This is a genomic window from Bacillus salacetis, assembly GCF_003581585.1.
GTDB classification, from domain to species: domain Bacteria; phylum Bacillota; class Bacilli; order Bacillales; family Bacillaceae_B; genus Rossellomorea; species Rossellomorea salacetis.
On sequence record NZ_QXIR01000020.1, the window covers coordinates 16,518 to 35,840 of the forward strand.

Consider the following 19,323-nt stretch of genomic DNA (forward strand, 5'->3'; position numbering starts at 1 on the left):
CTTATAGTGGGAGGCAGTCGGTTTCCGGCTGCCTTACTCTTTGGAGAGGAGCCCGTGACTTTGAAGAATCGTAAGTTGAAGAAGTTGTCCAGTCACTTTTTCCTGAAATATATTAAGATAACAGCTTTGTGCATCTCGGCAACCATGCTGTCGTTGTACCTTTTTGCTGAAACGTTGTCTTCCATGCCGGGGACGTTTGCCTGGTTTACTTCCCAAACCCAGGCTTCCGGCAGTATTCAAAACGCAACGACTTCTGATCTTTTGAAAATACATACTTCTGAAATTAATTATGGAAAGAATTGTTCAGTTCGTAATAGCATATCAATCAAAAATATTTCTAATATGGATACTGTAGTAAAGATTGCTCTAATAGGTCAAGGCGGAGAGAAATTGCTGGTGGAAAAAAATCTGAAGCCTAAGGAGACCGTGAAAAGTGATCCTGAAATGGCAGCTGATCATTCCCCAGGCTGTGAAACAGAAAAAATCGAGTATCGGGTGCAAGCCTTTAAGAACTTTGTCAATGAAACATACAAACTGAAAGTCGATAGTGAAAAGTTAAAGGAAACAATACAAGTTACTGAAGAAGATGTACCAGAGAAGGAACAGAAGGAAGAAGCAGAGACAGATCAGACTGGGGAGAAGGAAACAATAACGGATGAAGCCCCTCAAGAAGATCCAGCCACAAAGGATGCAGAGTTGGATTCCAAAATAGAAGATAAAGATCAAGAAGAAAGTCAAGATGGAGATCAGAAATCCTCTGAAGAAAAGCCAGGGGAGGAAGAAGATAAGAGCACTGAAAAAGACGAACAAGAAGTAACAAAGGAAGAAGGAGGGGAGACGGAAGCAGATATTGACTCTTATTCAGATTCCGATTCCAATGAAGTTAACGCCACGACCCTCGATCTCTCCACAGGAACTGAACAATAACCCATAGGATAGTGACGGCCTCCAAGCTTTATGTTGGAGGTCTTTTTTCAGGATTTCACCGGGAACTTAAAACCTGCTCCTTCCAGGTTTCTTTCTTCCAGTAGACTGAGTTAGAATAATAGTTAAGATTCCAAATATTGAAAGTATGAGGATGGTTCAGACTCTATGAAATTAGTAAAGATACTTATCATCATTATTGCCGGGCTCATCATCGGGTACGGCTCGTACAGAGTCAGCAAGGACATTGTGGAATGTAGGGAATCCGCTTATGAGCCTGTCTACCCTCCACAGAATAATGGGGATGATATGGGAGGGGAAAAGACAGATCTACCACCTGCAATGGAACCCCCGCAAGATATAGACAGGCTCATCTCTCATTCTGTCGATGGTACTGGCACCACCGATATCCCTGTTGACACGGAGGAACTGTTCGTCGTTCATGAAGGCGCACTGTATGTCAGGACGGAAAAAGAAGCGGCATGGATGAAGGTGCCTGATGACGAGATGACAGGATATGCACGGATCAGTGACTATCTTGACACAATCTCCCAAGACAATATTTATGTTTCCGAAGAGTTCGCTGCGGTGGTATATGGCGGCAGGGGATCGGAGAATATCAGTATCATCAGGTCATATGATGAAGGTGTCGCCTGGTCAGTAGGCAGCATCTCCAAAACAGCGACGCATGATTTGAAAAAGGGATATGACCAATTATATATCGGCTTTTCAAATGATACGGGAACAGGTTACCTCGCTGCGTTTCGTAATACTGGATCGAGCGGTGAAATTCACGCATATCGAAGTGTCAACAATGGAGTTACATGGGATCCAGTGACAGAAAATGATCAGCTCTACCCGGAAGTTCTCTCACAGTTCGGGTTAAAGGCGGTGGAGTAATGAAGGAAATGCCCAAAATGAAAATGATTGCATCAGCTGTCTTTGTCCTGCTTTTGATGTTTCAATCAGCTGTATTGGCTGCCCGCTCTTACGATGTTTATTTAGTGTATGGATGGATTTTTTTCATCAATAATTATTTACTGATTTTCCTGCTTTTGTTTTTACTCCCCTGGAATAATGTTTATGTCAAATGGGGTGTGCGAGGGTGTGCGTTAGCCTTGATTGTGGCCAATACCACATTCTTCTATTATTTTGGGAACACGAACGTATTGGTTTCGAAGCCGGCAAGCGGAGAGCATGCTTTGATTTTAAAAGAATATAAGAATCTCAGGTATGAAACAATCAGTTTGAAGCCTTTTATACCGTTATTCGGAAGAGCGACGGATGTTTTAGAAGGCAGTGCAGATTTTAAAGCGATTGAAAACAGCCAGTACAAAGTGGAATGGGTAAGCGGGGACACGGCGGTTCTTTCCTATAGACCTGACAAAGGCACTTCACTTGCACAAACCATCTTTAACTTCAGAGGCTCTGACTATGTACGTTATCAGTATGTCCTTGTGTCATTGACCGGCAAATGGAAGGAAGAGGATAATCCGGAAAACTATTTCATCTATGACCAAGGGGAAATCGTCTATGCAAATAATGGAGAGCTTTATTATTACGGTGAAGAGGAAACTGAACAGCAGGGAATCTTTTCTCTGATTGTGAATGGGAATGAATCTAAACCATCCTTTACAATAGTATTGAATGACGATGCCGAGTATGAAGAGAGCGGTCTCCTCGAGGAAGGAAGTACGATCACCATTTCCCCGGTATCCCTGGATGAAGAAGAAGGAAAGGTTTATCATAAGAACTAGTTATCTATGAAATGATTGAAGTTTATATAAAGATCAATTAATACAATCACTTGTTTGATTCATAATAGGGGGAATTCAAATGAAGATACTTAAAGGGATTTTGATATTGGCAATAGTCCTTGGTATCGGCGGGTATGCACTCTATCATTTCGGTACCGGCTTTGCTTCGGATAAAATCGTTGATTATGTCAACGATGAAATGGAAAACGCAGGTCAAGTGGAAGAGGCAAAGCGGCAGATTGCAGCCAATCCTGAGCTGAAAAAGTTTTTGGAGGAAGGGTTGGAGAATGTCGATGAAAGCAACTTGGTTTATAAGACAAAAGAAGAAGCGGTTCAAGGTGTCATCAAGAAGGTAGGCATCAGCAAACTGATGGAGCTGCAATCAGAGGTATCAGATGGAGTGACAGCTGAGGAACAAACAGAGATATTGGCCATGCTTCAGGAGAATTTGAATGAGGATGAAATACTTGCCCTTAAATACTTGGCTAATCAGGAATTGAACAGGTAATGAGGGAGTGCAGCCAGGATAGTTCTTCTATTAAATACAACTCTTTTTCACTTTACTGGCTGTTTCGCCTTGAATATTATTCTTTGAAGATTCTCTAGAACAGGATTTTATTCTTGATCAGGTGCAGGTATTATGTAGATTTTCAATAATATGATATACCTGCAAAATTACCTGTCAAGAGCTTTATGGTTTTTATCACTGTTCGGAGACCACCCCTGATACTCATGGGGAAAATCAGGATTTTAGTTTTTTGGTATGCAGCAATCCCTATGCTGAATACCTGTAAGGAAAAACCTCTATCCAATATGGACAGAGGTTTTTTATCAGTTATTATTCAGTAATCCCGACAGAATCAAAACCGCCGGCAGCTGCTAACGCTTCAGGGCTGCCTTCTCCATATAGGTCGACAGCTGATTGAATGATGGATTCACGGGCATGGCTGAAGTCAGAGTCCGGTGTCAGATAAACGGTCAGGGCACGGTAGTAGATTTTCCCGAGCTTATCGCGTCCGATGTCCTGAGCCGTCAGGTAGGCTGCATGGTTGATGATGGATGAGTTGATATGGACCCCGCCGTTATCAAGGTTAGAAGGGAGGTCATAGTATTCATCCATGTGGGAAGGGTACATGCCATCGCCATTTCCATATGGTACATAGTCGGCACCAACAGGGAATCTGCTCGGATCGCTCAAGCTTCTAAGGGCATCCCTGCCACTTTCTTTCGCTGCTGGTGCCATAATGTCTTCTCCCATTTCCCAATCAGAGTCATCTATCAGAGCTCCGAAGATATCAGAGAATGCTTCATTCAGTGCACCGGATTGGAAGCGGTAGACCAAGCCGGCGGAGTTGGAAGTTACGCCATGAGCCATTTCATGAGCGGCAACATCCAGCCCGGCGGATAGAGGTACCATGAATTCTCCATCTCCGTCCCCATATACCATATACGTTCCATTCCAGAAGGCATTGTTATAGTCTTCCCCATAATGGACGACTGACTGGATTGGCATTCCTTCCCCATCCAGTGAGTTCCGGCCATGTTCATTTAAGTAATAGTTATATACTGTTTCTGAATTGAACTGGGCATCTACGGCAGGGCGGTCATGGTCAGACATGAATGCAGCCCCTCTGCCTTCAAATACTTCAAGTCTATTATTTGAATAATCATAGGTAATGATACCTTCCAGCCCTTTATGACTGAAATCAGCCATCTGGAACAAAGTACCTTGACGGGGCTTTTGGTCGGTGGAAATATGTATCCTTCGTAAATCCCCTAGAACTCCAAGTCCTACTCCGCTTATTGTCTTGATTTTATCTGCATGCATGATGGCATTGTATTTATCAATCACATTACCAGTCTTGGCATCGATGAAAATAAACCAGTTGCCGGGTTCTTCACCAAGGAAGCTGATATTAACTTTATGTGCCAGGTAGTTTTCTCCTTCAAAAGGGTAGATGACAAGTTCGGCAGTCGGACGCTGGTCCAGAATGGCAGGAGCTTTGACAGAAGATTTAGCTGTATTGAGAGCTTCTGAAAGTGATACGACAGGGGTGGTGTCAAGATTGCTTTTTTCTACTTGCTTGTTGTGGGAACCATTGATAGAAGTAATTTCATTTTCGGCGTTGTAGTGGACAATGACTTCGGCACCTTCTACAGGAACCCCGTTCTTTGTTTGATTGAAGCGCACGTGGGTCATACCGAGCTCATCTTTTTCAGCCTTTTTGGCCTTCAGTTCAGCTTTAGGGTTTTTGAGGTTTAGTTTCGTTTTATTTTCCTGGAGATAATTAAGGGCATCACTTGATGTAGCGGCAGGACGTTTTGCAGTATGCGTTTCTTTTACAAAGAGAGGCACATTCGCTTTGTCATTCCACTGTTTTTGGGCAGCCTGTTCCAATTTCGATCCGGGTTGAACCGCCAGGACGTTGCTGTATGGAAGGGAAGCAGAAATCAGTCCTGCAGATAAAACGAGTGGTGCAATCATTTTCTTATTCAAACAAATTCCTCCTTTATTTAGGTTAGTACAAGTATAAAAGGAAGGAGGTCTAATTGCATGATTAGTTTGAATTATCTTACAAATATAGGTAATAGTTACAATTACATGGCTTTCGAGTTATTTCGACTTACGAAATAGTCTTAAAGTCCTTTACCGCATTAACGCAAGTGGGGACTGTCCCCACTTGCGTTAATGCGGTAAAGTATATGGCTGCTCACTGATCAACATACCCCTTAAACTCTTCAAATGACAGGGACTGGCTGATTGGGTACCTTGGAACCTCGTATATGTGATCGACCGGGCTGGCGTTCCGTTCCTCAAGGGCAAAAGCCATTTTTGCTCCTAATGAGTCTACTATCTTTATCGTTTCGGGCGTATATTCTCCGTAGGGATAAGCAATGAAGTCATTGTCGTTGAGCTGATAGAAGCTTGTTTCGATATCCTTCCTCACTTCTTGTTCAGACTTTGCTGCCAGGAAAGGAATATCCTTTCCGTCTGTTGTTTCTTTCTTATGAAATGTATAGGTGTGGCTTCCGTATTCAAAAACATCGCATGAGCCTTTCAGTTCTTCCTGGCTGAGATATTGTACTTTGTCCGGCAGGAAAGGCTGGGTTTTCTTTTTCACTGATCCTGTCACAAGGAAAGAGGCAGCGTGGAAGCCATATTCTTTCAATATGGGATAGGCTTCAATGTAATTGTCCTTATATCCATCATCAAAGGTGATGACCACACTATTTTCGGGTATCGCTTTTCCTTCCGTTAAAAAGGCATACAGTTCATCAAGCGTCAGGGTGACAAATTTTTTCTCTTTGAGGTATGACATCTGTTCCCTGAAAGTCTCAGCAGTGACAAGGTTCGGATTGATTTGCCCATCAAGGTAATGAGTCTCTGAAATATCCTTTTCCTTGATTACACGATGATACAGCAGGACCGGAATGTTTGCGGCTTCATTATTACTAGTTTCAAAGTTTCTCATGCGAGTGGTTTGTTCGCAGACATCAAGTCGCTTATCTGCAGGAAAAGGACCTTGATGTTCAACAGCCAGAATGTCGTATTTACTGATGACCATGCCGAAACTGACAAACAGTAAGCCAAGGAGCGAGACGAATCCAAATGCGAACATGACTTTAACATACATATGTTTCAAGCACGTTTCACTCCTTTCACCGCAAATGCACCGGTCCGTTCAAACTTGTTCCAGGAATGGGGCTTGTATACATAAGTTACCGTGCCGTAGAGGACAAAGATCAGGTTCAATAATCTAAAAACGAAGATTTCAGCAGGCAGGAATAATATGATCTGGACAATATCTAATTTTGAGAACTTAATATCATGAAGATGGCTGATGTAGAGAGTCGTAATCCTTTGATAGGTAAAAAGGAAGAATGCAATAGCAAGGAGCATCAACATGAATAAATAGTTATCATGATTAATTAATAGAAGAAATGGCGCTGCCACAACCGGGAAGCCATTAAGGGTGCCGATCAGGAATTGGTCCACAAGAAAGAAGATGGAGAACCTCTTTGAAAATTTATTGAAATAACAACGGCGGTAATGAACTAAACAATCGATAAAAGCCTTTTGCCATCTGACTCTTTGCTTGAATAAGTCTTTTATGGAACTTGGAGCTTCCGTGAAGCAGACGGCAGAGGGGACAAAAGTGATTTTATCTTCGTTACCATTTTCCTTAATGAACTTGTGCACCTTGAGTGTAATGTCCATATCCTCCCCGACCGTGCTCCGGAACCCATTGATCTTCAGGAGCATCTCTTTCTTAAAGGCACCGAAGGCCCCTGAGATAACCGACATGGTCCCCAGGGTAGCTTGCGCCCGCTTGTATAGAAAAAAGTCTGTCAGGTATTGTAAATACTGATACCTTAAAATGCCCTTCATTTTAAAATGTGGTTTAAAATGGCCGAATTCACCTTTAAATGCCTGGGCAATCATCACATTTCCCCCGCAGGCGACAACATTTTTCTCCTTAAAGGCGTCATTCATTTCACTCAAGGAGTTTGGATCCAAGATACTGTCAGCATCCAGTGTCACCACAATTTCCTTATTTGCAAAATTAATGCCGGCATTGAGAGCATCTGCTTTCCCGCCATTGAATTTGTCGATCACAAAGATGTTTTTTGCTGTTTCCGAACGGTAGACATTCAGGATTTCCTTATGAGGAAGGGTCCGATCAAAGGGCTTTACATAAGGCCGTAATTTCAACTGTGTTTTCAAGACTTCCAGGGTATTGTCGCTGGAACCATCATTAACAATGACCATCTCAGCATTCTGGTGCTTAGTCTGTAAAAATCCGAGGATGCAGTTTTCAATGACAATCGCTTCATTATAGGCTGGGACAATGACGGAAAAGCTGTGCTCATGCAGGTTCAGCACTTTTCTCCTTCGTTCATCTTTAAAGATAGGTATAAGGATATACAGGGTCTGAAAAGCTACAAACGTCAAAAAAATCGCTAATGCCAAGTAAAGATAAGCCATTTCCCTCAATCACTCCTCGTTGGATTGTTGATAGATCCTTACATAATCTATAAGTGTTTCTTTCGGATAAGAATCATCCGGATCCGGATAGCCGGGCCAATTGCCTCCGACAGCTGTATTCAAATAAAGATAAAGGGGAGAGTCCGGTGAAAATCTTTCAGTTTCAAAAACCTTGATGCCATCCAGCGTCCATGTAATCCTGTCCTCATCCCATATCAATCCATAATTATGGTAATCTGCCGAAAAATCGATACCATCGCTGACGTAAGTGGTGAAATCCCTTTTTTTGCCGCCTTCTTCAGTTTCCCAATGCACTACATAGTGCAGCTCGTTAGGCTTTTGCCCGATATTTTCCATGATGTCAATCTCAGGGAGCCATGTCCCCCCATTTGAGTTCACAAGCCAGAAGGCTGGAAACATCCCCTGCCCTTTAGGGATCTTCGCCCTGATATCAATTTTTCCATACGTGAATTCAAATATATTCTCAGTGGTTACGGCCCCTGAGGTATAATGCCGCCCTTTGAATCTTTCTCTTTTAGTCGTGATAACCATCTTCCCATCCCGGACTTCAACGTTATTCGGAGAGTAATACTGAAGCTCATTATTTTTGTAAGAAGGCCAGTCTTGCAGCATCCACAAGCTCTCAAGCTTTTCAGTATTCTCAAACTCGTCATTCCATACAAGAGACCAGCCTTCTTCCGGCCTTATTTCCGCACTGGCAGAGTCCTTTGTTTTCTCCTTTGAAGCAGACTTAACATCAGCTTGCGGGACGATTTCAGGGGTGTTCTTTATAAAGACCTCATCATCCGGACCATTCTGAGCGCTGCAGCCTGAAATAAAAATCATTAAAATAAAAATTCCGACAAAAACACGCATTAAAGTTGACCTCCTATTACAAAATTCATTTTAAAGCAATGATATTTCTTTATTAAGAACATTAAACGTAAAAAAATAATTTATGTTCATTATAAAGAACGAAATAATTTTATCAAGTGATATGCATTGAATGATTGTGATTTCCTTTTTACTGGAAAGATATATGTGGAAGTTCCTTTTATCAGACCAAGATAATTGCTACTAAGGGAGATGGGAAATACAAAAAAACAGCCTGGAAAGCATCCAGGCTGTTTCGTTCATTCACCAAAGTACATCTGTATATTCATTGTTAAATAGATTTGTGTCGATATTGCAGGCTTGCGCATCGAGTCCGTACTGCCAGCCGATCACCTTGGAGCCTTCCGGTGCCTGTGGTCTATACTCCGGGGCGTCCTCCTCGGTGGTAATGCCGACATTCGGTGCTGCTGTCCAGAGGTAGGTATCATCCTGTATAGAAGCATCCTGGTTGACCGCTTCTGTAAAAGCAGCTGTCAACGCTTCATCCCCTGCAAAAATTCCGTATATTCCTGGTGCATATGAAGAAGAAGAGACCGTTTCATACCAGCCTATGATAAATTCAGCATCCACCGGGTAATTAGGTTCGATGTCAGCAAACAGGGCCGTTCCTTGAGGTGCTCCGATCTCCTGGGCCAGCCCAATGGCTTCTTCAGCTTCTTCAACCCCTTTATCAAAGCCGGCTGCATCATCAAACCGGTTATGAATAAGGAGAATCTCATCATTATTTGATTTGATCAGGTCGACTTCCTCTTTGGTCAAACCTGATGATACACCTTCTTTCTCACCAAGATATCTGCCGACCACTTTAGGATCGCCGAAATTATCCCGCACACACACACTCAACTCTTCAGTCAGCGGGCTGGCTGTGTCAATGCCCCAGGACTGCCCGGAACCGGAGTTGTTTCCGTCATCATCCCCGTTTCCTCCGCTGCCATTGCCGCCGTCTCCATTTCCATTTCCGCTGCCGCCCGTATTTTGATTCGTTACACTGTTGCTGATATTGTTGCTGATTGTATTCACTACATCACCGTCGCCCTGTACGTTTACTTCCACATTATTCGTAATATTGTTGGTGATGTTGTTTTTCACATCCTTGCCCGCTTCATTCTCTATTTGATTTTCAACCGTATTCTCGGCTGACTTGCTGCCGTTGTTTTCAATTTGGTTATTGATGTTGTTCGTCCCGTCCATTGGCTGTGCTGAAGATGAAATTTCTTTTCCTTCTTTGAGCCCGGCCTTATAAATATAAAGTCCGGAAAAAAGTGAAAGCAGTAAAAGAACCGCTGCCAAAAAGACACCAACATATTTATTTTGCCACACTCTACGTTCACACCTTTCGTCATTCTCCTATCAGCATATGTAAGGGAGGGAGGTGGACGTGCGGGCGCATGCCCAGTGGCACTGCATTGCCACATCGAGAGCGAATAAAAACCCGGAAAGACATTAATATACAGTAGTCTGTTTCCAGTGGGGTGATTGTTATTTTCATAAAACATATTGCATATTTATACTAATGTGTTAAAATACATTTTATTGAATAAATATTAATTAGAAGATTAGGGGGATCAGTAATATGAAGAAGCTTTTTGCGGGATTGATTGCAGTTATGGCCGCAGGTTCATTAGCGGCATGCGGTACTTCGGAGGAAACGAGCGGGGAAGGAAAGGAAAAGATCGTGATGGGAACATCAGCAGACTTTCCGCCATTTGAAACACATGATAACAGCGGGGAAATTGTCGGGTTTGATATTGACCTTGCCAAGTACATAACAAAGGAGCTGGGGTACGAGCTGGAGATCAAGGATATGAACTTTGATGGATTGATCGGGGCTTTACAGGCTGACACCGTTGACTTTGTGGCATCGGGCATGTCCGCCACAGACGAACGGAAGGAAAATGTGGATTTCTCAGTCGAATATCACCGTTCCGGAGAGATGTTCATCACTTTGCCGGAATCAGAGATTGAGAGTATGGATGACCTGAATGGGGCAAAGGTTGGCGTACAGCTTGGAACCATCCAGGACACGGCTGCCAAAAAGCTGGCCGAAACCATTGATATAGAGGTGAAAGCGCTGGATAAGCTTCCTGCGTTGATCCAGGAATTGAAAGCAAAGCGTATCGATGTGATTTACCTTGATAAGACCGTCGCTGAAGGCTATATCAAGGAGGTCGGTTTAAAGGGATTTGACGATGAGAGCTCAATATCACCGGGCATGGCCATTGCTTTCCCGAAGGATAGCGACAAGGTTGAAGAGTTCAGTGAAATAATCGAGAAAATGAAAGAGAACGGCGAGTTGGAAAAATTGGAAGAAAAGTGGCTGAAGGAAGAATAAACTTTTAAGAAATGAGGTGCAAAGGGCATGGATTTGGATTTTCTCCAGATCGTGCCTTCTATTCCTTTTATACTGAACGGCGTCTGGGTGACGTTGCTTTTCGTTTTGGTGTCAGGAATCGTAGGCTTTATCATCGGAACAATTTTATCATTATTCAAGATTGGCAGAGTCAAAGTTTTGAAGTGGGTCGCCGATGCATATACATCCATTTTCAGGGGCACTCCGCTGATCTTACAGCTGATGTTGATTTATTTTGCAACGCCACAGCTGACAGGCTATGATATTCCGCCATTTTTGGCCGGGATGCTGGCTTTCGGCCTGAATTCAGGGGCATACATATCAGAAATCATCCGCGCGGGGATCCAGGCTGTGGACAAAGGGCAGAAGGAAGCTGCCGAGGCACTGGCAATCCCATACCGCCCGATGATGAAGGATATCATTCTGCCGCAGGCGCTGAAAAACATTCTTCCTGCATTGATGAATGAATATATTACATTGACAAAAGAATCCGCGATTGTATCGACCATCGGATTTTTAGATATCATGAGAAGGTCGCAAATTGTCAGTGCTAATACGTATACAGCATTCGAGCCGCTGATTTTCGCTGGTGTCATCTATTATGTACTTGTGATGTGCTTGACGCTGCTCGGGAAAAAACTTGAGAGGAGGCTGCGCCGGAGTGAGTAAGGATTATATAAAAATAAAGGACCTTCACAAGTCGTACGGGAAGCTGGAGGTATTAAAAGGGGTTTCGGCGAAGATTAATAAAGGGGAAGTGGTGGCAGTCATCGGCCCTTCAGGTTCAGGAAAATCCACGCTGCTGAGATGCTTGAACCTGCTGGAAACCCCGACGAGCGGGGAGGTTTGGATCGGAACGGATGAAATCACGAATCCTCAGACAGATATTTTGAAGGTTCGGCAGAATGTAGGCATGGTGTTTCAGCACTTCAATCTATTCCCGCACAAAACCGTACTGGAGAATGTTATGTATGCACCTATAGTGGTAAAAGGGGAATCAGATGCTGCTGCCGAAGAAAATGCGTTGAAGCTCCTGGCATCCGTTGGCTTGTCAGAGAAAGCGGATGACTATCCGAACAGATTGTCAGGCGGGCAGAAGCAGCGTGTGGCCATAGCGCGTGCGCTGGCGATGTCGCCGGGTGTCATGCTGTTCGACGAGCCGACATCCGCACTGGATCCGGAGATGATCAAAGAAGTGCTGGATGTCGTAAAGTCCCTTGCCCACACAGGGATGACGATGGCAATTGTCACACACGAAATGGGTTTCGCCAAAGAAGTCGCAGACAGGATTCTCTTCCTCGACGGAGGCATCCTGATGGAAGACGTCCACCCCGACGAATTCTTCCATAACCCAAAAAGCGAGCGGGCCAAAGAGTTCCTGGAGAAAGTCCTTTAGTGCTTTAAAGCAACCGGGGACAGTCCCCGGCTGCTTTAAAGCGGTAAAGCGTGAAACACCCGAATACTTAGCAAAAGAGGTTGATTCTAATATGGATGTATTGAAGCAGCGAATTGTGGATGAAATCGATCAGTTAAAGACAGTTTTTGAAGAAATCAGCATTTATATTGGTGAAAATCCGGAGCTTGGCCATGAGGAGTTCAAGGCAAGCAAGATCCTTTCTGAAACACTTGAGGACTTTGGGTTCGATGTAGAGATGGAGACCTGTGATCTGCCGACTGCCTTCAGGGCAGTATTCGACAGCGGGAAGGCAGGACCGGTCATCGGCTTCATGGCTGAATATGATGCCCTGCCGGAAGTCGGGCACGCCTGCGGCCATAATCTGATCGGCACCATGGGAATCGCCGCCGGCATCGGCTTGAGCAAAATAATTTCCGAAACAGGCGGAAAGGTCGTTGTCTATGGGACCCCTGCAGAAGAAACACGGGGCGGAAAAGTCACGATGGCAGAAGCTGGCCTATTTAACGAATTGGATGCGGCGTTAATGGTCCACCCTTTAAACAGCTATGTGAAAAGCGGATCGTCTCTCGCAATGGACGCGATTCAATTCGAGTTTTTCGGAAAATCCACTCATGCCGCAGCAAGTCCTCAAGACGGAATCAATGCGCTTGATGCGGTGATTCAAACCTTCAACAGCATCAACGCCATGCGCCAGCATATCCTGCCGACTGCCCGCATACACGGAATCATCACTGAAGGAGGGAAGGCTGCGAATGTCACGCCAGACTATGCGGCTGCCCAGTTTTATGTACGCGGTACTTCACGTGAATATGTGAATGAACTGACGGAGAAAGTGAAGAAGTGCGCAGAAGGAGCCGCCCTGCAGACAGGAGCCTCCATGAAACACTCTTTCTATGAATTTTCATACGACGACATGATCACCAACATGGAATTATCAGAAGCCTTCACGAATGAACTGGTTTCCCTTGGGGTGGACAGGGGTGAAATCCAGGAACAGCGTGACGGCAGCGGCTCGCTCGATATGGGAAATGTCAGCCAGTTCGTACCGGCCATCCATCCATATATCAAAATCACGGAAGGAGCCTATGCCTGCCACACCCACGAGTTCCGTGAGGCGGCCATGACAGATCAGGCAAGGGAAGCGATGATCATTGGCGCAAAGGCCATGGCTCTGACAGGGTGCGAAGTCCTGACGAATCGTGAGCTCCTGAATGAAATTAAGAAAGAGTTTGCTTTGAATCGTGACAGTCACGCCCCGGAATATGTCGAATAATCTCCAGCAAAAAACCTTTTAACAAGCTGACTCTCAGCTTTGTTAAAAGGTTTTTTGTTGGAATTTCTCCCTTAACCGGGAATAATCATTTCTCTGGTGGAAACTCTAAACTCATACTCATTACCAGGGAGGGATCCAGGATGGAAAATAAGAACCCGGAAAGAAAATCAGAACAGGATCAGCAGGCAGTTGTGAAAGCCCAGAATGAATCCAATCAATTTAATGGTGCAGACACCGAGTTCTCACTTGATGAGGATGTCCAAAAGGCAGCAGCGAAAAGCCAGCAGTACCAGGCACAGCATCAGCAGCCGATGTATGAGCCGAATAAACCGTTATAACAAGTAAAAACCGGTACAAGAAAAGTACCGGTTTTTCTCTGTAAACCCTAGGCCCAGTTAATGATAATTGTGTTTCCTTCCTTAAAAATGTAGTAACCGGCACCATCGTTGAAATTCACATCCACTTTTGCCCCGCTTTCTGCCGCCACATCAATATTGCCGGCAATTCCGGTTTCCTCAGAGTATCCGTGGAATGCCATGTAATCCTTTAGGACAGCGATATCTTCAACCCCGGCACTGACAGTCCCTACAGAGAAGAACAATAAAGGCTCTTCCCCCTTGATAACTGCAAAACAGTCGGAGTTCTCAATAGCATACAAACGTGCACCGTGCTTTTGAGCAAATTCAGCCAAATCTTTGAACTTTTTCATATCTGTTATATCTACATATTCTTCATTGCCAACCATAACCGTTTCTCTTTCAGAGGAACTTTGCTCCGCTTCCGATGGCTTTTCTTCAACAGAATCGTTTTCCTCGACGGCAGATGAAGAGTCAGGGGTAACATCTGTGGTTTCATCAGGAGTATTATTCTTCTCGGCAGCTTGCTTTTCAACCATATCTCCATCAGCTTCGCCTGAAACCGTGCTTTCACTTTCCTTCTGCTGCTCCACAGAACCACCACTAACCCCGTTCGTTGCTGATACCGTACTCTTCGTTCCTTGATAATGAAAGGCACCGACTGCTAAAAACAAAACCGTGAAAAAAACGACAAATGAAAGCTTCTTCTTCATTCTGATCCTCTCCGTTCCTTTAAAAGATTCTTACTTATTAGACGAATTGAAATGAAGAAATGTTTCAGTTTTATTACAAAAGTTACAAATGGTTAAAAATACCTAATTTTTACCTGCCAAACCCTAGCCACCTTCACTAAGAGAGGCACTTCTTAAACAAACAAACTCTGTGTCACTCTTCACAAACCAAAGATCATTAGTATAATAGGGATATGATTAAATCGGAAATGTGGTGCATGAGATCATGAAGATAGATGATGTTGATCGTAAGATTCTGCAAATCCTGACCGAGAACGGCAGGACTTCCTATGTGGATATCGGGAAAGAGCTTGGATTGTCACGTGTGTCTGTCCGGGAGCGGGTGAACCAGTTGATAGATGGCGGCGTGATTGAACGGTTCAGTGTCGTTATCAACTCCGAAAAGGTCGGGAAATCAGTGTCCGCTTTCTTTGAAGTGGACTGCGAACCTGCATACCTTGTGGAGGTGGCTGAAAAATTAGTAGAGCTGCCGACTGTAGCCAGCTGCTATCAGATGACAGGGCCGAGCACCCTCCACATGCACGTGCTGGTCGACGACTTCTCCGCATTGGAGAATTTCGTTAATAATGAATTATATGCACTTGAAGGCATCACTAGAGTAGAAAGCCACATCTTGCTTCGCCGATTCAAGAGCCGGAATGGATTGAAATTATAGGTTTTGCTTCCGAAACGGAAGGTTATTGCCCAAAGACTTAGACAGGTTGTCTTCACAGCCAGTCTGAGTCTTTTTTAGTTTCTTTGCATGAGGGATAAGGAAGAATGAGCATTTCCCCCAATGTAGAGTCCGCTCAATGAAGCTGCCCTTGGATCCCCCGCTTATTTTAACAGCAGAGGAAAGATTCAGCTGTCACGACCTCACACACCCCGCACACCCTCAACTTTTATAGAATGTACAGGCTCAGACATTTTTCCAAGATAGAGAAAATGGCCCCCCGAAACTGGTTAGATATGCCCATAAATATCCAGACAAACTAGTCCTTTATAAATAAAATAAACTTTTTTGTAAAAACACTAGAAATATTCTGAATTATCATTTATAATCGTCCCTAACATCAAAAAACTTCCGTTTGTAAACTAAAAACTTAAATTAAATTAACAAACGGAAGGTAACGCAGGGAAGTGGCTTCTAAAATTATGAAGCGCTTACATATCAAAAAGGGAGGGTGAACCGATGATAGCACTTATTTCACGCAGATTTATTCAATTGGTCTTATTATTATTCGGAATCTCGTTTCTGGTATTCGGCAGCATGCATCTGGCACCAGGGGATCCAGCCACCATCATTGGCGGGCCGACGGCAAGTGACTCCGACATAGCAGCCATCCGGGACAGCCTTGGTTTGAATGATCCATTCCTGGTTCAGTACTGGGATTACTTAAAGAACATCTTTCAAGGGGATTTTGGTTATTCCTATCAAACGAAACAGTCGGTGGCTGAAGCCATTGCCATCCGCTTTCCGAATACACTTAATCTGGCGATCGCCAGCATGATTGTCGCCGTGGTCATCGGTGTCATAGCCGGGATCATTTCAGCACTGAAGCAGAACTCCTGGCTGGATGTTACCAGCACCGTGTTCGCACTCGGCGGGATATCGATTCCGAATTTCTGGCTTGGAACCATCCTGATTCTTGTTTTTGCAGTCAACCTTCAGATTTTACCCGTCGGTGGCTTGAGTGCTCCGTTCTGGACGGTGGAAGGGATGAAGCAGCTTATCCTGCCGGCCATCACATTGGGAACCGGTTCGGCAGCAATGATTGCAAGGATGAGCCGGTCGTCCATGCTTGAGGTCATCAAGGCAGACTACATACGGACAGCGAGATCCAAAGGAGTGAAAGAGAAAACAGTCATTTGGATACATGCTTTGAAAAATTCAATGATCCCGGTCATCACCGTCATCGGCCTCAACTTCGGATTCCTTCTGGGAGGAACCATCATTACGGAGCAGGTTTTCGCGATTAATGGAGTCGGCAGGCTGATGATCGATGCCATCGCAGCAAGAGATTTTCCGATGGTGCAGGGCTCGGTGCTCCTGGTTGCCACACTATTCGTTCTGGTCAACCTGATTGTCGATATCGTTTACGTCTTCATTGACCCAAGAATCAGCTACGATTAAGCCGTTTTAGGAGAGGAGGAACTTACCTTGTCAGCAGAAGCAGTACTTAATGAAGAAATCCAGCCGGAAACGAAGTCCAAGAAGGAAAAGTTTCTGGTCACTACCTTTAAGCGATTGATAAAAAATAAGCTGGCTGTCATCGGACTGGTCATCATTGCTTTGCAGCTGATCCTTGCCATCGCCGCACCTGTAATTGCCACACATGATCCATTGAAACAAGCATTGGCAGATTCCGAACTGCCTGCTTTCTCAGAGGGACATTGGCTTGGAACCGATAACTATGGAAGAGATATATGGAGCCGTATCGTATACGGTGCAAGGATTTCCTTGTCAGTCGGCCTTCTCGCAGTCACTCTGGGACTGCTCGGAGGAGTCACCCTCGGGTTGATTTCGGGTTACTACCGCCGGCTCGACGGAATCATCATGAGACTGGTGGATTTACTGTTCGCATTTCCAGGCATTTTGCTTGCGATGCTGATCATTGCCATTCTTGGAACAAGCCTGGTCAATGTAGCAATAGCCATCAGTATCTGGTCGATTCCATCCTGTGCGAGGATTGTCCGCGGCTCGGTCCTGACCGTCAAGAAACAAGAGTACATCCAGGCGATGCGCTCACTCGGTGCAAGTGATTTCAGGATCCACGTGAAGCACATCCTGCCGAACTGCATGGCGCCGATCATTGTTTTTGCGACAATGAGGATGGCCACCGCAATCCTTTCAACTTCAGCGTTAAGTTTCCTCGGTTTGGGGGCACAGCCGCCGACACCGGAATGGGGAGCGATGATTGCCCAGGGGCAGAACTTCATGTGGACATCACCGCACATGACGATCGTTCCGGGGATCGCCATCATGCTGATCGTATTTGCTTTCAATGTAGTAGGAGACGGACTAAGGGATGCGCTCGATCCAAACATGGATCTGAATCAATAATACTTTTATTAAAAAATAGGGGGAAAGCTCAATGAAAAAGTGGTTGGCAGTATTACTAACGGCAATGCTTGCTTTTACGGCAGGCTGTTCAAGCAGCTCAGGCGGTTCAGATGGAGGAAATGCCAGTACAGATGTACCTCAGGAATTAACCTATGCATCGACTTCAGATGCTGTAGGGCTATCACCCATCATGACAAATGATTCTGTTTCATCCCGAATCATCGAGCAAGTCTATGAAACACTTTTCACTAGAAACCCTGAAACAATGGAAGTCGAGCCGAAATTGGCAGAATCCTATGAAACACCCGATGAAAACACATGGGTGATCAAATTGAAAGAAGATATCCAATTCACGGATGGAACACCTTTCAATGCCGAGGCGGTCAAATATACATTTGATAAGTTCCGCGATCCTAAAACGGCTGCACCCCGCGCTTCACTTTTAGAACCTATTTCTGAAGTGAATGTTGTTGATGAATACACAGTCGAGATCAAGACGGAAAAGCCATACGGAGCCATGCTTGCGGCGCTGTCCCATACAAATGCTTCAATCGTCAGCCCTGAAGCAGATAAAGCGCAGGACTTAATGAAGGAACCGGTCGGTACAGGCCCATTCAAGTTCGTCAGCTGGACACAGGGTGATCAAGTGGTTCTGGAAAAGAATGCCGACTACTGGCAGGGCGAACCAAAGCTTGAAAAAGTGACCTTCAAAGTAGTGCCGGAAGTCAACACAGCAATCTCCATGCTGCAGACAGGCGATGTACAATTCATCGATGCTATCCCATCCGAACAGTTGAAGCGCGTTGAATCTCTGAAAAATGTTGAAATCACTAAAAATGAAGGAACGCCAATGTATTACATGGGCTTCAATATGAACAGGGAGCCAATGAAGGACCTTGAATTCCGCCAGGCAGCAGCCTATGCGCTTGACCGTGAGGCGTATGTCAAAAAGCTGAACGGACTCGGTGTCCAAGGAAACAGCATCATCGGCCCTAAAGTATTCGGTTTTGATGAGTCTGCAAACGAAGAAGGCTACAGCCACGATGCTGAAAAAGCAAAAGAAATGGTCGAGAAGAACGGATACGGCGATCAAAAGCTTACCATCCTTACTGCGAATACTGAAGCATACATGATGATGGCGGAAATCGCCCAATCTCAATTAACACAAGCAGGATTCAACGTCGAAATCGAATCCATGGAATGGGGCACTTTCCTCGATACAACGAAAGAAGGGAACTTTGATATCACCTTCATGGGCTGGTCCAACTCGACAGCTGATGGAAGCGAACTATTGTATCCAAACTTCCACAGCGACAACATCGGATCTTCAAACCGTATGGCGTATTCGAATCCTGAATTCGACAAGCTTGTCGAGGAGTCACGCTCCAATGTCGACCAGGAAGTGCGCCAGCAGAAACTTGATGAAGCAAACAAACTGCTTGTTGAAGATGCCCCCGCAGTCATCATGCACCATGGTGTTGTAACGGCAGCTTATGATAAATCGGTAAAAGGACTCCAAGTAGACCCGACAGGACAATGGTCACTATACAACGTTTCAAGAGAGTAGGGA

The 19,323-nt window shown here is 44.7% G+C and carries 19 protein-coding genes; 13 read left to right on the top strand and 6 right to left on the bottom strand.

What is annotated here, in order from left to right; translation table 11 throughout:
* The first annotated feature begins 60 nt into the window (after window positions 1-60).
* From D3H55_RS14500 to D3H55_RS14515, 4 genes are all read left to right on the top strand, one after another.
* Complete coding sequence (locus D3H55_RS14500; protein ID WP_119547869.1) at window positions 61-927, top strand: hypothetical protein; 867 nt, start codon at window positions 61-63, stop codon at window positions 925-927.
* Window positions 928-1,092: 165 nt separating this feature from the next.
* The gene (locus D3H55_RS14505) at window positions 1,093-1,824 is read left to right on the top strand and encodes a hypothetical protein (protein WP_119547871.1); all 732 of its coding nucleotides are present in this window, start codon (window positions 1,093-1,095) and stop codon (window positions 1,822-1,824) included.
* Window positions 1,824-2,681 (top strand): hypothetical protein, encoded by an 858-nt coding sequence (locus D3H55_RS14510; RefSeq protein WP_119547873.1) that lies wholly within the window; start codon window positions 1,824-1,826, stop codon window positions 2,679-2,681. Before D3H55_RS14505 ends, D3H55_RS14510 begins: the two co-directional genes overlap by 1 nt.
* Window positions 2,682-2,760: 79 nt before the next feature.
* Complete coding sequence (locus D3H55_RS14515) at window positions 2,761-3,189, top strand: hypothetical protein (protein ID WP_119547874.1); 429 nt, start codon at window positions 2,761-2,763, stop codon at window positions 3,187-3,189.
* A 330-nt stretch (window positions 3,190-3,519) separates the two neighbouring features.
* Here D3H55_RS14515 and D3H55_RS14520 read toward each other — a convergent pair whose 3' ends face one another.
* The 5 genes from D3H55_RS14520 to D3H55_RS14540 all read right to left on the bottom strand — a co-directional run bounded on the left by D3H55_RS14520 (window position 3,520) and on the right by D3H55_RS14540 (window position 9,882).
* A complete protein-coding gene (locus D3H55_RS14520; RefSeq protein WP_119547876.1) occupies window positions 3,520-5,178 on the bottom strand; it encodes a M4 family metallopeptidase in 1,659 nt (552 codons plus the stop codon).
* Between the two features lie 214 nt (window positions 5,179-5,392).
* Entirely contained in the window at window positions 5,393-6,316 is a 924-nt protein-coding gene (locus tag D3H55_RS14525) for a polysaccharide deacetylase family protein (protein ID WP_119547993.1), read from the bottom strand.
* A 5-nt stretch (window positions 6,317-6,321) separates the two neighbouring features.
* A complete protein-coding gene (locus D3H55_RS14530; RefSeq protein ID WP_119547878.1) occupies window positions 6,322-7,668 on the bottom strand; it encodes a glycosyltransferase family 2 protein in 1,347 nt (448 codons plus the stop codon).
* Window positions 7,669-7,677: 9 nt separating this feature from the next.
* On the bottom strand, window positions 7,678-8,544 hold the full coding sequence (locus D3H55_RS14535; RefSeq protein ID WP_119547880.1) for a glycoside hydrolase family 16 protein: 867 nt from the start codon (window positions 8,542-8,544) through the stop codon (window positions 7,678-7,680).
* Window positions 8,545-8,805: 261 nt separating this feature from the next.
* Window positions 8,806-9,882 (bottom strand): glycoside hydrolase domain-containing protein, encoded by a 1,077-nt coding sequence (locus tag D3H55_RS14540; protein WP_240628590.1) that lies wholly within the window; start codon window positions 9,880-9,882, stop codon window positions 8,806-8,808.
* Window positions 9,883-10,135: 253 nt separating this feature from the next.
* Here D3H55_RS14540 and D3H55_RS14545 point away from each other — a divergent pair, with 253 nt between their 5' ends.
* The 5 genes from D3H55_RS14545 to D3H55_RS14565 all read left to right on the top strand — a co-directional run bounded on the left by D3H55_RS14545 (window position 10,136) and on the right by D3H55_RS14565 (window position 13,940).
* A complete protein-coding gene (locus D3H55_RS14545; RefSeq protein WP_119547882.1) occupies window positions 10,136-10,894 on the top strand; it encodes a transporter substrate-binding domain-containing protein in 759 nt (252 codons plus the stop codon).
* Window positions 10,895-10,921: 27 nt separating this feature from the next.
* Entirely contained in the window at window positions 10,922-11,581 is a 660-nt protein-coding gene (locus tag D3H55_RS14550; RefSeq protein ID WP_119547884.1) for an amino acid ABC transporter permease, read from the top strand.
* Window positions 11,574-12,308 carry an amino acid ABC transporter ATP-binding protein gene (locus D3H55_RS14555; RefSeq protein WP_276310244.1) on the top strand — a complete coding sequence of 245 codons (735 nt, stop codon included), beginning with the start codon at window positions 11,574-11,576 and terminating at the stop codon, window positions 12,306-12,308. The genes D3H55_RS14550 and D3H55_RS14555 overlap by 8 nt, the downstream gene beginning before the upstream one ends.
* A 100-nt stretch (window positions 12,309-12,408) precedes the next feature.
* Window positions 12,409-13,602, top strand: coding sequence for a M20 family metallopeptidase (locus D3H55_RS14560; RefSeq protein WP_168413109.1), 1,194 nt, complete (start codon window positions 12,409-12,411; stop codon window positions 13,600-13,602).
* A 140-nt stretch (window positions 13,603-13,742) separates the two neighbouring features.
* The gene (locus tag D3H55_RS14565) at window positions 13,743-13,940 is read left to right on the top strand and encodes a hypothetical protein (RefSeq protein WP_119547888.1); all 198 of its coding nucleotides are present in this window, start codon (window positions 13,743-13,745) and stop codon (window positions 13,938-13,940) included.
* Between the two features lie 47 nt (window positions 13,941-13,987).
* On the opposite strand, the gene D3H55_RS14570 is transcribed toward D3H55_RS14565, so the two are convergent.
* A complete protein-coding gene (locus D3H55_RS14570) occupies window positions 13,988-14,671 on the bottom strand; it encodes a hypothetical protein (protein ID WP_119547890.1) in 684 nt (227 codons plus the stop codon).
* Window positions 14,672-14,915: 244 nt separating this feature from the next.
* On the opposite strand from D3H55_RS14570, the gene D3H55_RS14575 reads away from it, so the two are divergent.
* From D3H55_RS14575 to D3H55_RS14590, 4 genes are all read left to right on the top strand, one after another.
* Entirely contained in the window at window positions 14,916-15,365 is a 450-nt protein-coding gene (locus D3H55_RS14575) for an Lrp/AsnC family transcriptional regulator (protein WP_119547892.1), read from the top strand.
* A 516-nt stretch (window positions 15,366-15,881) separates the two neighbouring features.
* A complete protein-coding gene (gene nikB / locus D3H55_RS14580) occupies window positions 15,882-16,823 on the top strand; it encodes a nickel ABC transporter permease (RefSeq protein ID WP_119547894.1) in 942 nt (313 codons plus the stop codon).
* Between the two features lie 27 nt (window positions 16,824-16,850).
* Entirely contained in the window at window positions 16,851-17,753 is a 903-nt protein-coding gene (locus D3H55_RS14585) for an ABC transporter permease (protein ID WP_119547896.1), read from the top strand.
* Window positions 17,754-17,784: 31 nt separating this feature from the next.
* On the top strand, window positions 17,785-19,320 hold the full coding sequence (locus D3H55_RS14590; protein ID WP_119547898.1) for a glutathione ABC transporter substrate-binding protein: 1,536 nt from the start codon (window positions 17,785-17,787) through the stop codon (window positions 19,318-19,320).
* Window positions 19,321-19,323: the final 3 nt, after the last annotated feature.